Origin of the sequence: Dokdonia ponticola (genome assembly GCF_042653865.1) — a bacterium.
In the GTDB taxonomy this organism is placed as follows: Bacteria; Bacteroidota; Bacteroidia; order Flavobacteriales; family Flavobacteriaceae; genus Dokdonia; species Dokdonia ponticola.
Genome location: NZ_JBHSFV010000014.1, coordinates 26,478 through 41,861, shown reverse-complemented (window position 1 = coordinate 41,861; position 15,384 = coordinate 26,478). Strand labels below are relative to the sequence as shown.

Sequence of the window (15,384 nt, the reverse complement as noted above, 5' to 3'; positions counted from 1 at the left end):
TCTTACTAATTTATTTTAATGACAATTTTTCCTACCTGCTGGTTGGAAAGCATATATTCATAAGCTTTTTTATAATCTTTAAATTCAAAAACCTTGCTGACTATTGGTTTGAGTGCGCCTTTCTCAATTCTTTCTAAAATGTACCCCTTGCATTCGTTTAGTTTATCAATATCCTCCACATGGTTGAATTGAGAATAGGCATCCATAATAGCTTTTTTTCTAATTAACGGTACCAATGGGAATAGTGTTGGATTTGGGTCTAATAATCCATAGATGATTACTACAGCTCCATTTGATAAGGCCTCTAAGTATTCCTCACAAAAAGCTCCCGCTACTGGGTCATATACAAAGCTTACACCTTGCCCTTCTGTTAGTTCCATTAATCTTTTTTCAACATTTTCTTCTTTTGTAATAATTAAATGATCTATACCTAGTTGCTTGAGTTTTTCTTTTTTGACACTTGTTCTCGTAGAACCTATAATGGTAGCTCCAGCATCTCTTGCTAATTCAAAACAACCATACCCAGCTGAACTAGAGATTGCTGGAATAAAAATATAATCGTCTTTTTTTACGCTACCAATATGAAATAAGGCAAAATAAGCTGTAGAATATTGCATCCAAATAGAACAAGCTTCTTCAACGCTTACATTTTTAGGTACTTTAGATAAATAATCTTGTGGTACAATCGCATACTCTCCTTGCACCCCATATTTGGCGGTATTAAACGGTATAGAAGTTACCCTGTCCCCAACTTTAAAATCCGTTACTTTGTCACCTACTTTTACAACTTCACCTGTTGCCTCTGAGCCAATACGTGCAGGAAATGTTGGTAATGTTGTATGGAATCCTTGATAGTGAAGAACATCAGCTCTGTTGAGTGCAAAGGCATCTACTTTGAATAAGACTTCATCACCGATTGGATCTTCCATGGTAACATTTTCTATAATTAATACTTCTAACGCTCCGCATTTGTGGAATCTTATTACGTTGCAATTGACTTTCATTTTCTAATTATTAATTTTTTGATGATTCGAATATGGCACAAGGGGAGTAGCTTTAATTAATTTTCATTAAAAAAAGGAAAGCTTTAACCAAAAACTGTTTAAAGGTGTTTAGAAGTTATATGATAAGTCGATACCTACTGTAGTTGGTGTGTTAGGAAATCTTAAATTACTAAAGCCAAACTCTGCTGTCGGGAAAAACTCGGTATTAAATTGAGTGTCAAATATATTGTTTGCCCAAACGGTTACTTTAATTTTATTCAACTTTAGATTAATTCTTGCGTTTACTAATGTATAAGGGTCTTGCTTATATTCCTCTAATGAATCCCAATATTGTGTTCCTCTGTTATCTACATTAAGATTTAATCCAATAGTAGAGCGTTCGGTTAATTTAAAATTAGCATTAGCACCAATCTGTAACGTACTTTCAATGGTAAAAGGCGAGGTGTTGCCACTAACATCTACAACTTCGTTTGTTTCATAGTCAAAAGCAGCTGCATTGGTTAATCTATTATAAGTTCCTTTTTTTATCTCACCATCATTGAAGCCTATGCTGGCGAAGAAGTCAATATTATTAGTGGCTTTAAATTTCACTTCGGATTCGAAACCCACAATTTCAGATTCTTCAAAATTGTAGATTCCCAATACTGCTGGTGTCACTGGAATAAAGGTGTATTGTTGTTGATTTTCAAAATCAATACGGTAAAAGGCATTATTGAAAATAATTCTATTATTTAAGAAACTCGTCTTTAGACCAATTTCGTAGTTATTGGTAAATTCTGGTTCGTAAGTTCTTCCAAACTTCACCGTTGCATTAGAATTAAATCCTCCACTTCTATAACCACGGCCATAATTAGCGTAGGCTAGTACGTTCTTCGAAAATTGATAAGCCAATGAAAACTTAGGCTGCCATACTGTAATATCATTTTCAATACTCGTGTCTGAAATTCGAGATTCATTAGTAAGTTTATCGTAATCGACACGTACACCGGCCGAAATTGTAAACCTCGATGTCAACTTATAGTCTACAAAACCAAAACCAGCTAACGTTTGTATGGTATTGTCATCATCATTACCTACTAATGGTACAGTGCTGTAGTCTGCATTTTCTGCAGATGCATCTATAAATCCTCCTTCGTAATAGGTATTATTTAAAAATGTAGATGTATTTAGATAGCGCTTACTATTTTGGAACAATGTACCAACAGTATAATTAAATTTAGAATCTTCGTTTGCATTTGACGTTAACCTGAATTCCTGACTAAAAGTATCAGAATCAGATTGCTGAGAAACCTTACTAAAGGCATACTGTGAGTAATCATTTTCCCCAATATAATACCTTCTTGTCGCATTAAAAGAGGTCACAGATTGGAACTTTGCTTTTTTAAGAGATCCTTCAATCTTAAGACTACTCAGTGAATTAGATAATTCTGAATCTCCTAATATATCACCAAAAGGCTCACTAGAATAGTCATCATCCGCAAGTACTGGAATGTTAGGGTCAAAAATATCCGTTTTAGTAACATAATAGTTACCACCCGCTTCCACTTTGAAGTTATCTTGTACAAATGTTGCGGACCATCTTGGATTAAATCTATATTTTAATTTGGCTCGGATATTAAATTCGTCTGAAAAATCTACAGTCTGATCTAAAAATGTATTGTTTATTAAACCATCAAATGTACTATACCTACCGTTTACGCTATAAAAGAGTTTGCTCTTAACTAAGGCACCTGAAGAAGAGATTCCTGCGCCAAATAGGCCACCATTACCTGTGTTTAACATCACTTTCGTTTTGTTTTTGTTAGTTGGGTCTTTGGTAATAATATTAACAGCACCTGCAATTGCATTCTTACCATAAAGAGTACCTTGTGGACCTTTAACAAATTCTAACAATTCAATATCATATAAAGACATATTCATGGCACTAGCATCTGGTAGTGTCATACCATCAATAACGACAGCAACGGGAGATTCTGCATTTCTAATTTGAGAAATTCCACGAACCGTTAGAAAATTAACGCCTGGCTGCTGTGCTTCTGTAAATGTTACATTTGATATTTGAGCAGTAAAAGACTGTATATTATCAATACCACTAGCTTCAATAGTAGCTGCATTCACAGCTACAGTAGTTTCGGGTAGACTTTGTATAGCTTGAGTTCTATTTCTAGCTCTACTGGCAACAGAAGAAAATCCCTGAATAGTAACATTTTCTAATTGGTTAGCTTCCGCTTTTAAACTGATACTAAGATTGTCACTTGTAATTTCGACGTTTTGAGTTTCGAAACCTATGTAAGAGATTTGCAATTCTTTAGTCTCCTCATTTACAGTAATGATAAATTCTCCATTAAAATCTGAGGTTACACCGTTGGTAGAATTCCCTTTTTCAATAATTGTTGCTCCAGGCAAAGGGATCCCTGTGTCATCATAGATTGTACCTCCAATATCCTTAGTAGTTTGCGCAGATAAAAAGAATGTTGTGAGGCATAAAAGACTTAAAAGTAGCTTTTTCATTTTGAATTAATTTTCCATTAGATAAGCAATTTTACAAACTAAATTATATTAATTCCATTATTCCTGTTTATTTGATATTATTAATTTATTATAGGAATTTAAATGGAATAAGCTTATTTTTATATACATCTAAATGTAGTTAAATAATGAACTCTAGAGGAATTAAAGTATCAAACGGTCTTTTTTTAGCGCTCCATAAGGAGCTTTTAAGTGTGTTCTCTAAACATTATAGTTTGGAAATAAAAACGTTAACCGTATTCCAATTATATGGCTTTGGGGATTATGATGAGCATTGTCCTAGTTTAAAAAACTATATCATGGAAATTACCAATCAGTTAATCAATGGAAAATACATCTATAATAAAATTAGGGAAATTGATAAGGGCAACAGTAAATATGTAAGATTACGAAGAGATTATCTATCGCTCTTAATACTATCAGCAGGCTATGAGAATTACACACAATATATAAACAAATCCCCTTATATAAGTTCGCAAATTAGAGAAGAAGAAGGGAGTAATTTTGATGAAACCTCTACCAATATTGATGCTTTATACTATGTGGGGTATTATGTAGAGGATAGACAGTATTATATAAAGTCTAAGCTTACCATTAACAAAATGAAAACTGCTTCTTGGGAAATTTTATACTGGGAGAATGATACTATACCTACATATTATACTTATTTTGGAAAATGCGTGCCCACAGGGGAAAGCGCGCTGTCCTTTTATTTTAGTAAAGAAAATTCAAGTTTAAATAAAGAATGTTTTATCAATTTATTTTATGGGAATAATATGCAGTCAAAACCTGTATTATTAGGTGCTTATTGTGGATTTAACCGAAGTAATAGCCCTGTGATAGGGAAATTAATTTTTGAGCAGGCAGAAGATAGGGAAGACCAGGATGCAAAAGTAAAATCAAAAGAGATTAATCCTATATTTCATCATTATTTATATTCTCAGCGTATGGAGATTGATAATATTCTACCTCGAAAAGATTCAGACCTTACTGTATCTTTAAACAGACTTGAGATTATTAATTTTTTAATAGGAGATTATCTTGGCTTTTATTTAGATAGAAACAACTATCTAATTCCCATTTCTTTTAATATTGTAAATAACCTCGGAGAATTAAAGTTTAAGGTGAATAACATTAATTTTAAAGGTATTGGAAGGATTAGTAGAACTGAAAATTATCTTATATCAGAGTTTAGCGAAAAAACGCCTTCATATTCTCAGTTTTCATTGCAAGTACAACCTTTAGAACGTGATCTATTTTTAGGGCAAATGCTTGTATATACAGGCGCAAACGTACTCAATGGAAAAGTACTGCTTTGGAAACAGAACAAAAAGCTAAAAACATTTATTGATACAAATAAAGAATTTTATCTGAACAAGGCTGATCTAGATGATGTAATAAATGCCAAAATCACAGAATATTTAGAAAACTAATGTATGCTAATCAAGCCACAATCTGCTTGCACATCATTCTTAGGTATAGACCTAAAGGCATTATAACAGAATGATCTCAAAAATCACCCAAATACGCTATTTCACTAATTGTTGTAAAATGTACTATAATGTGGTGCTTGGTGCCAGTCCAGAGCTTTTGCCACTGCCTACTTAAAAGGTCTAATAGACCTTTTAAGTAGGCACAAGATGGAGAAATCAAGTTGACCAATACTAATCTTCTTAATCTTTTCTTCCCAATGTTTCTTTAATAATGTAACGGATACAATTTGCTCGAATTGATTGCAACAATGAGACAATCTTCCTTTCTACTATAAAAGTGCATACCTATTCATATCCAGAATTTTATAAAATAGGGTAACAAATCAAATTACGTATTGATATAACCATATAAAGGTGATATCTGAAAAACCTATTTAATAGAGTAAGAAAAATTAAAATTAACTAGATATGAAAAATTGTATTTTACTTTTGGTCTTATTATGTAATTATTTACTAGTAGGACAAACGAACTTAATTGAGAATCCAGGATTTGAAAGTGGTCCAGTATCTTGGTCTTATAATCAATTACATCATGCAACAGGATGGACTATGGGTTGTCGTCAACAGTTTTTGGATGTAGATTGGTGCTCTCCAGATTTGTATGACATAAATGGAAATCAGAGTTGTTTTGTAGAAAAAGGACTATATCCACGCGACAATGGTTCATTAAACGAACGATATGCTCATATGTTTAATAAATCAACAGATCCAATTACAGGAGAATCAATCAAAGCAACGATAATAGAACCATTGTCTGAGGACTATTCGTATGAGGTGTCGTGTTATGTATCTAGAGAAATTAATGTTCATGATGATGATGATGGTGAATATAATGCACCTCTTCAACTTGAATTTGTCCTTAGAAATAATGACGATTGTGATTTAGAGAAAATTGTGCATACAAGTACTAATATAGCTGCTGTGTTTAATTATGATTCGTGTGATAATGCACCAGATACCCCATCTACAGATTGGAGACAAAAACTAGGGAATTTTAATTTAGATGCAGGAGATATTAGTAATAACTATAATAAATTAGAAATACGCATTAAAGGTAAAGCGACTGTACTAGACCCAATTTTTATTGATGATGTTAAACTAATAAAAATCCCAAAAGTAAAAGCCTGTTTTGAGATCAATAATGTAGACTCAGCACATACAGAGCAATCAGATTATGGACCAAAAACCGTTAATGAACTTTGTTTACCTAAAATTGAAATTAATGGAAGCTGTAGTACCAATGAAGATGGATATCACATCAGAATTTCAGAATTCAGTTTATCACCATGGACAATTGTAACCGATTATTACAATGGATGGGTGGCGTCTGGAACCGCTCCAAGTACTATTGATTTGAACAATCTTATAAGCGTTCCTTCAGCTAATAACGGTTGGACATCTCATACATTTGACCCTACAAAATTATATGCAGTAAGTTTAAGCGTGGGGCCTATTTGGGATTCGGCGCCATTTCAGTTTTTCAGAGTGAAAGACTGTCGTAAAATAGAAGCCTGTTTTGAGATAAAGAATGTGGATTCAGCACATACAGAGCAATCTGATTATGGACCAAAAACCGTTAATGAACTTTGTTTACCTAAAATTGAAATTGATGGGAGCTGCAGTATTGGTGAAGATGGATATCACATCAGAATTTCAGAATTCAGCTTATCGCCATGGACAATTGTAACCGATTATTACAATGGGTGGGTGGCGTCCGGGACCGCTCCAAGTACTATTGATTTGAACAATCTTATAAGCGTTCCTTCAGCTAATAACGGTTGGACATCTCATACATTTGATCCTACAAAATTATATGCAGTAAGTTTAAGCGTGGGGCCTATTTGGGATTCGGCACCATTTCAATTTTTCAGAGTGAAAGACTGTCGTGAAATAGAAGCCTGTTTTGAGATAAAGAATGTGGATTCAGTACATACAGAAGAATCAGATTATGGACCAAAAACCGTTAATGAACTTTGTTTACCTAAAATCGAAATTGATGGGAGCTGCAGTACTAACGAAGAAGGGTATCATATCAGAATTTCAGAATTCAGTTTATCACCATGGACAATTGTAACCGATTATTACGATGGATGGGTGGGACCAGGTACGGCTCCAAGTACTATTAATCTGAACAGCCTTATAAGCATTCCTTCAGCTAATAATGGTTGGACATCTCATACATTTGACCCTGCAAAATTATATGCAGTAAGTTTAAGCGTAGGTCCAGTTTGGGATTCGGCACCATTTCAATTTTTCAGAGTAAAAGGTTGCCGCATACAAACTAATGATATTGAAGAAAATAGTGTCCTAAATATCTATCCTAATCCCACAATAGATTACATAAACTTTAGTTTTAACAAACAGGAAACAGGTACCATACAGGTATATCGTTTTGATAGTCGTCTTATGTATACTGAACTATTTAATGAAGCAGAAAGCTTACGTATTGATATGAGAAATTATAAAAAAGGAATCTATATTGTTAGGGTTACTACAGGTACATCAAATGAAGTGTATAAAATAATTAAAAAATAACAAGAGGTTTTTTTTACTTAACTATAAAAGACTGTCTTGAAAGGCAGTCTTTTTTTGTTGAAATACTTTACTATTCTACTAATTTTTTAAAAGTAGTATACTATGCTGCGTAACACCAGTCCTGAGCTTGACGAAGGGTAACTTTGGTTTGGTACAGACGAATTCAAAAGGTCAGTGAGACCTTTGGAAGTAGGATCTAGGAGGAGTGCTGATTGTACTACCTCGAATTTTTCTTTTCTTTTTTTGCTTTCGCGAAAGCGTTCTCTTTAAAACTGTAATGAAACCCCTCAGGGCTTACGAACACTTATTTCTTAAACATAAGAGCGCAAGTCTAGTATATGTTTTTATCAGAAGTTAGCCTGACATGAACGCAATTGAAAGAATAAGAGCATAATGGGATATGTGTCTGCAAATTATAATTTTATTTAAAAATACCTAAAAGAATAAAAGAGTTGCGTTAATTTTGTGTGGAACATACTTTACATAATTTTTTACAATTTGTTAGAACAAATCCCTCAATTCCCTCAAGAACAAACCACAGAATCAGAGAAATTCATTTATTGTTTAGAAGCAGTAGACGATGTGGAAACAAACCAAGTGACTGAAATACAAGAACATCTAGCACAACTCGCCCTACAATTTGGAGTAGCTAGTATTTATAAAACCTGCGACACTATTGAAGGTTTAGAGGAAAGTTTGAACACATTGATTTTAGAAGATCATCATTTTAAAAATTATGAAATTATCTACTTGGTCATGACAGGCGAGGGGAATAGTATTTGTATCAATGAGTATTACTATAGTTTACAAGAAATAGCCGAAATTTTTGAAGGACAACTCAACGGAAAGATATTACATTTCTCAAATGCCAAAGTCGTAGACTTAGAGGAAGAAGAAGCGCAATACTTCTTGGACATAACGGGAGCTAAAGCCGTTTCTGGGTATGGTAATGCCATCAATGGTGTAAGTAGCACGCCTCTAGATAAGATATTCTTTAAATTATTTAACGACGATGACGATATGTTTGCTGTGGTAGAAGAATTACATCAACGCTATTATCAGATGTGTAAATTATTGGATTTTAGATTGTATTATTAATGTAAAGTGCTAGACTTCAGGTAAGCCGCTTTCAAAACAACTAAATAAATATTATTGAAAAATCAAATCTTAGAAGAAGTCAAACGAGAACTTATAAACGGACACGTTAAAAAGCGACACCCGTTTCGTTATTTTACGCTCGCTACTATTAAAAATGGTGAACCCCAACAGCGCACGGTGGTGTTACGCAAAACCTTGATAGACCTAAGTCTCGTGTTTTTTACGGATAAAAGAACTCAAAAAATAGAAGACCTTCAAGCTAATGCATCTTGTAGTGCTATATTTTACCATCCTAAAAAACTACTACAAATACGTGTACGTGGAACAGCCGAGTTAATAACAGACCAAGAACAAATCGCAACCTACTGGCATACGGTACAAGAAGCTTCTAAAAAAGATTACACCACTCACATAGCACCAGGTACTCCCATCAAAAACCCTGATGCTGTAACGTATACTAACGAAGATCATCATTTTTGCACAGTTAAAATTATTCCTCACTCCATTGAATATTTACAATTAAAGCGTCCTAATCATTTAAGAGTCTTATTTTCTAGAGATGATAAGGATTGGACGAGTACGTTTTTAGTGCCTTGATGGTGTTTACTCAAATCTTCTTTAATCTTTACTTTTTAAAAGTTCCGTATAAAACTATAATGAAATTTTTATGCAACGACGACATGTCAACAGAAGCTTTAGCGTAGCTTAGATAGGAGGGAAGCGTAATGTCTGTGGAATGGTATATAATAATTCCTAAGGAAAGTTTCTAATTCAAAATCTTAATAAGGTTAGCTTTATATAATTTGCCAATGGGAATGGTATGGTCTTGAATATATATTCTATTTCCATCAATTTTTTTAATATGTTTTATAGCAATTGCAAACGATTTATGTACTTGGATAAAATCATTTTTTGGAAGTGATTCTAAAATATCTGATATTTTTTCTCTAATCGTAATTGTTTCAGCTTTAGAAATGATTTTTGTATAATTCCCAGATGCTTCTGTATATAAAATTGCATCTAGTTCTATCTGAATGTATGATTTATTCTGACGAAGAAAAATTCGTTTTGTAGAAGTTTCACTTACCTCAGAAATTGATTTTTTTGGAATGGTATTCGAATCGACAACTTTGTTTACGGCTTTTAAAAAGCGTTCAAAACCAAAAGGTTTTAATAAATAATCTATAATATTTAATTCGTAACCGTCGATTGCGAATTCACTGTAAGCCGTTGTTACGATTACTTTAGGAGGAAATGATAGTGTTTTTAAAAAATCAAACCCTTTCAGTTTTGGCATATTTAAATCTAAAAAGATTAAGTCAACTTGATGAGAGTTCAAATATTCCAAAGCTTCTAAAGCACTATAGCAATTTTTTTGTAATTGCATATGAGGAAGCATTTCACAATATTCCATAATAATTTTATGGGCTATATGTTCATCATCTATAATTAAATATGTCATTATTGTATGTTTAAAGATAGTGTAACTTTATAAACATTGTTATTTACATCAAAAGAAAGCGAATGTTTCTTTGGATATACCAATGCCAATCTCCTTTTTAAGTTTTTTAAACCAATTCCTGCTTGATTAGCTATTTGTTGTAATTCAAAATTATTTTCAATTACAAATTGAACTTCATTTTCTTTTTCGGTTAAATCAACATGAATGTATGCGTTTTTCTCTAAATTTTCTAAACCATGTTTAAATGCGTTTTCTAATAGAATGATAAATAACAAAGGCATAACTCTAGCATGAGGATTTTCGATGTTGTGATTAAATTGGACATCCGACTTTTTATGATAGCGAATTTCTTGAAGCTCTATATAGTTTTTCAAATAATCCAATTCGTTTTTAAGGGTTACCCAATCTTTTTCGCCTTCATAAATACTATAGCGCATCATGTCAGAAAGTTTAAGAACCATTTGTCGCTCTTTGGAGTTCTTCTCCATCATTCCATATAAGTTGTTCAGAGTATTGAAGAAAAAATGTGGGTTTACCTGACTTTTTAAATGCAGTAATTCTGTTTTTTCTTTTTCGTTCCTTAGTCTAAGTATTGATTTAATTTGTTTAAAAATCCAATAAGCAATAGTAATAAATACTACTATAAAGTATAATGCAATAAACTCTACAAATCCTTCTATTTTGCCTAAAACATCATTAAATACAATAATAATGAAACCCGTAATTACAAGTATTATTTTGTAAACTCGGTTTATAATTTTCTTTTTTCTATTTGATATTTTCCACTTCATAAGTCAATATTAATTAAATAAATACCCTACAACAAATTAGTTGATAAACAATAATCCCAAAGGGCTAAACATCTATTTGGCAATGATAAAGTCCGTTTGTGCCTCTTAAGCATTTTTGTATCCCACCTAACACGCGATGCATCACATTTACTTTTTCGCTTTAGGAATACCACATACGTTTACATCCATCAATTAAAAAACGAACAGTATGGAACTCATTATTGACAATCTATCAAAAACGTATTCAAATGGAGTAAAAGCGCTTCAAAATATTTCTTTAGAAATTCCAACAGGTATGTTTGGGCTATTGGGACCAAATGGAGCAGGAAAATCTACTTTAATGAGGACCATTGCTACATTACAAGAAGCCGATTCTGGATCTATTGTTCTTGGAGAAATCGATGTGTTAAAACAAAAAAATGAGCTAAGACAAGTTTTAGGATACTTACCACAACAATTTGGCTTGTATCCTAAAATATCTGCCGAAGTACTACTCAATCATTTTGCCGTATTAAAAGGAATTACAAACAAAAGTGAGCGCAAAGAATTGGTAGAAGCTCTTTTGCATAAAACAAATTTGTACGACGTACGAAAACAACACCTTAAAGGCTATTCTGGAGGAATGAAGCAGCGTTTCGGTATTGCACAAGCCTTACTGAATAACCCGAAGTTATTGATTGTAGATGAGCCTACAGCTGGATTAGATCCTGTAGAACGGAACCGATTTTACAATGTGCTAAGTGAATTAGGTGAGCATACCGTAGTTATTTTATCTACACATATAGTGGATGATGTTAAAGAGCTGTGTACAAACATGGCAATTATCAATCAAGGGCAAGTGTGTCTAAAAGGGCAACCGCTGCAAATACTAGAAAATCTAAAAGGGAGCGTCTATAAAAAAACAATAGAAAAAGCAGAATTAAAACTTTATAAACAACATTTTCAAGTCATCAGTGAAAGATTGTTTCTTGGAAAACCAACCATTCACATTTTAAGTGATGTGAATCCAGGAGATGGCTTTTCGCTTATTAATGCCGAATTAGAGGATGTGTATTTCTCTGAAATTTTCACTAATACAAACATTAAATATAACTAGTTATGTGGTATCAAATTTTTAAGTTCGAATTGCAATATCGCATGAAACGACCAGACACGTACGTATTCTTTCTATTTCTATTTCTGTTTTCTATAGTTGGGGTTGATTTTATTTTTCAAGGTTCAGATATGGGACTCATGAAAAAGAACTCACCAATAGTTATCGCAAAAACAATGGGAGCTATTACTGGGATATTCATGATTTTAGCCTCAATGATTATGGGCGTTTCTGTCTTAAGAGATTTTGAATATAACATAGAATCCCTCATGTTTTCTACACCAATCCATAAAAAAGACTATTTATTAGGTCGATTTTTAGGATCATTTACAGTTTTGTTTTTTGCGTTTACAGGTATTTTATTGGGTATGGTGTTAGGTGAATTTATGCCTTGGCATAACCCAGAAGACTTATTAGCGTTTAATGGATTTGTTTATATAAAGACATTTTTAATGGTAACGTTGCCAACTTTATTTTTTGGAGCTTCATTATTTTTTGTTACGGGTGCTTTAACCAGAAATCTTGTAGTAGTATATACGCAAGGAATTATTTTGTTTGTTGTATTTATGCTTACCAAAGCCATTACAAATGAATTTTGGCAAGCCATTTTAGATCCCTTTTCGTTGACCACTACCACTTTTGCTACAAAATCATGGTCTGCTATACAAAAGAGTACACAAGGGCTTCCTTTTATTGAGGTATTGCTCTATAACAAACTGTTTTGGGTTTCTTTGGGAATTCTAGCGCTACTATATGGTTATAAAAAATTCAATTTTAATGTGGTTAAAGAAAAGAAAGCTAAGAGAAAGGAACCTGAAGCATTAGACAGTAAAAGCTTTTGTGATATTAGTGACATAGTGATTCCTAATGTAAAAAAGAACTATGGTTTCCTATCAAAATGGACACAGTTGCAACAATTTACTTGGTTTTATTTCGTGAGTATTTGCAAGCAAGCCTCCTTTTGGAGCATTGTTATTTGTGGTATGATCATTATCCTTATCAATTCCGTAAATCTTGGAACTGTATATGGTGTTGATAGCTATCCAGCAACGTATTTTATTGTTGAAGAACTTCAAGAAACCTCCATTTATTTCTTCATCATCATTTTGGTGTTTTATTCTGGAGAATTGGTTTGGAAAGAAAGACATGCTAAGCTAGACCTAATTTATGATGCCACACCATTGTCTAGCTTTATACAATTAGCAGGTAAATACATAGGATTAAATATGATCTATATTATTTTGATGCTCGCTTTAATCTGTTCAGGAATTATTTTTCAAACATTAAATGGCTACTATACGTATGAATTTAAAATCTATTTTTATGGCTTCTTTCTTGAAATTTTACCGTTTTTGGCATTATACAGCTGTATTTCATTTTTTATTCAATCCTTTGTTAACCATAAGTTTGTAGGCATTATGTTGGTCATTGTATTTTTCATGGCCAATGTGGCATTAGGGGTATTCGGATTTGATCACGATTTGTATTTTTTTGGAGGTAGTGCTTTAGGTACGTATTCAGATATGAACGGTTATGGTCACTTTTTAAAACCTTATTTAATAATTAAATCATACTGGTTGCTCTTCGGCATGCTATTGCTGATTATAGGATCTTTAGTTCATGTTAGAGGTGCTGAAACAAACTTGATAAAGCGCATAAAAGCTAGCAAATACAGATTAAGTAAACCACTTTTTAAACTTGCGAGCATCGTTTTGTTAGCATTTTTAATTATTGGAAGTGTGGTCTTTTACAATACCAATATTTTAAACAGGTATTGGACGAATTCTGAAGCAACTGAATTTAGAGTCGCTTATGAAAAAGAACTCAAGCCATTTGAATATATACCACAACCTAAATTGGTAAATGTAACCCTACAATTAGAACTCTATCCTGCAAAACGAGATTACACCGTAGAAGGCTATTATACATTGAAAAACACAAATACGGTAGACATCACAGCCATTCATATTCAAAAACTTCTTGAAGAGAATGTCACCTTAGATAGTATTTCTTTTGAAGACGAATTTACAGTTGACAATCAGTATAAGACGTTTGATTATTCAATTTTTAACCTAAATACAGCTTTAAAACCTGGAGACTCGGTAAAAATGTATTTCAAACAAAGTTTTACTACAAAAGGGTTTGAATCTGGAAACTCTAATGTAACTATAAATAACAACGGAACCTTTTTTAATAATTCAGATTTTCCAACCATTGGATATAATAAAAAATATGAACTCAATGAGGCAGATACACGTAAAGAGTATGGTTTGCCTGTTCGTTTTAACAAAGCTGATAGGGAAGATGTTAATGAACTCGTAAATGCGAGATCAGGTAGTGATTCTGATGGAATTAATTTTGAAATGATTATTGGTACCTCCAAAGAACAAACAGCGTTGGTTCCTGGCAATTTATTAAGAAAATGGTCAGAAAACAATCGTAACTATTTTCATTATAAAACGAAAAAACCAATAATCAATTTTTACGCTATAGTGTCAGCTGCCTATGAACTAAAAAAAGATACATGGATGGCAAGTCAAGATGCTATTTCAACACCTGTTGATCTTGAAATTTACTATCATAAAGCGCATGATTATAACATCGATAGAATGATGGCTTCTATGAAAGCATCACTAGATTATTACAGCAATAACTTTAGCCCTTACCAATACAAACAACTTCGTATTATGGAATTTCCAAGGTATGCTCAATTTGCACAATCATTCCCAGGAACCATTCCATTTTCAGAATCTATAGGGTTTATGTTGGATATAGATGATGAGAAAGATGTAGATATGGCATTTTATGTCACGGCTCATGAAATAGCGCACCAGTGGTTTGGTATGCAGGTAGAAGCTGCAAATGTAAAAGGAAGGAATTTTATTTTAGAAACCTTATCCCAATATGCAGCAATGATGGTTTTGAAACAACACTATTCTGAAGAAAAGGTACTTCAATTTTTAGAGAATCAAAGCGATATTTACAAAGAAGGAAAAGACAAAGAAGCATCAAAAGAGCCCTCGTTAGCTTTTGTAGAAAACCAAGAATATGTCTATTATGCCAAAGGTGCCATCAATATGTATCAATTTCAAAAAGAAATAGGAGAGGAGCAGGTAAACAAAGCATTAAAACGTTTTCTAGAAGATTGGAATACCTCCAATGGTAGGCTTAAAATACGTGCCAATCGCTATGCAACCACTCAAGACTTATTAGGGTATTTTAGAGAGGTTACACCAGATTCATTTCAGTATCTAATAGGTGATCTTTTTAAAAAAGTTAAACCATTGGCCGACACTTACTCTGTTAAATAAAGACAATGGGATAAATAAATGGGGTTAACAGCTACTTTTTTAAACCATAATAGTAATCATGTAACAAG

Annotated in this window: 10 protein-coding genes; 6 read left to right on the top strand and 4 right to left on the bottom strand. The window is 32.8% G+C overall.

The window, feature by feature from the left end:
• Positions 1-5: 5 nt before the first annotated feature.
• On the bottom strand, positions 6-929 hold the full coding sequence (locus ACFO3O_RS19095) for a zinc-dependent alcohol dehydrogenase family protein (RefSeq protein ID WP_379981824.1): 924 nt from the start codon (positions 927-929) through the stop codon (positions 6-8).
• A 183-nt stretch (positions 930-1,112) separates the two neighbouring features.
• A complete protein-coding gene (locus ACFO3O_RS19090; protein ID WP_379981822.1) occupies positions 1,113-3,515 on the bottom strand; it encodes a TonB-dependent receptor in 2,403 nt (800 codons plus the stop codon).
• A 233-nt stretch (positions 3,516-3,748) separates the two neighbouring features.
• Between ACFO3O_RS19090 and ACFO3O_RS19085 the strand changes: the two genes are divergently transcribed.
• The 4 genes from ACFO3O_RS19085 (at position 3,749) to ACFO3O_RS19070 (ending at position 9,256) form a co-directional block, all read left to right on the top strand.
• Complete coding sequence (locus tag ACFO3O_RS19085) at positions 3,749-4,966, top strand: hypothetical protein (RefSeq protein WP_379981820.1); 1,218 nt, start codon at positions 3,749-3,751, stop codon at positions 4,964-4,966.
• Positions 4,967-5,434: 468 nt separating this feature from the next.
• The gene (locus ACFO3O_RS19080; RefSeq protein WP_379981818.1) at positions 5,435-7,561 is read left to right on the top strand and encodes a T9SS type A sorting domain-containing protein; all 2,127 of its coding nucleotides are present in this window, start codon (positions 5,435-5,437) and stop codon (positions 7,559-7,561) included.
• Positions 7,562-8,059: 498 nt separating this feature from the next.
• Complete coding sequence (locus ACFO3O_RS19075; RefSeq protein WP_379981816.1) at positions 8,060-8,659, top strand: DUF6642 family protein; 600 nt, start codon at positions 8,060-8,062, stop codon at positions 8,657-8,659.
• A gap of 54 nt (positions 8,660-8,713) precedes the next feature.
• Positions 8,714-9,256 carry a pyridoxamine 5'-phosphate oxidase family protein gene (locus tag ACFO3O_RS19070; protein ID WP_379981814.1) on the top strand — a complete coding sequence of 181 codons (543 nt, stop codon included), beginning with the start codon at positions 8,714-8,716 and terminating at the stop codon, positions 9,254-9,256.
• A gap of 169 nt (positions 9,257-9,425) precedes the next feature.
• Here ACFO3O_RS19070 and ACFO3O_RS19065 read toward each other — a convergent pair whose 3' ends face one another.
• The gene (locus ACFO3O_RS19065) at positions 9,426-10,121 is read right to left on the bottom strand and encodes a LytR/AlgR family response regulator transcription factor (protein WP_379981812.1); all 696 of its coding nucleotides are present in this window, start codon (positions 10,119-10,121) and stop codon (positions 9,426-9,428) included.
• Positions 10,121-10,912: a sensor histidine kinase gene (locus ACFO3O_RS19060; RefSeq protein ID WP_379981810.1), complete on the bottom strand. Its 792-nt coding sequence runs from the start codon at positions 10,910-10,912 to the stop codon at positions 10,121-10,123. Before ACFO3O_RS19060 ends, ACFO3O_RS19065 begins: the two co-directional genes overlap by 1 nt.
• A gap of 208 nt (positions 10,913-11,120) precedes the next feature.
• Between ACFO3O_RS19060 and ACFO3O_RS19055 the strand changes: the two genes are divergently transcribed.
• Together ACFO3O_RS19055 and ACFO3O_RS19050 are read left to right on the top strand one after the other, a co-directional pair.
• Entirely contained in the window at positions 11,121-12,008 is an 888-nt protein-coding gene (locus ACFO3O_RS19055) for an ABC transporter ATP-binding protein (protein WP_379981808.1), read from the top strand.
• A 137-nt stretch (positions 12,009-12,145) separates the two neighbouring features.
• Positions 12,146-15,316 carry an ABC transporter permease/M1 family aminopeptidase gene (locus tag ACFO3O_RS19050; RefSeq protein WP_379981806.1) on the top strand — a complete coding sequence of 1,057 codons (3,171 nt, stop codon included), beginning with the start codon at positions 12,146-12,148 and terminating at the stop codon, positions 15,314-15,316.
• The last annotated feature ends 68 nt before the right edge of the window (positions 15,317-15,384 follow it).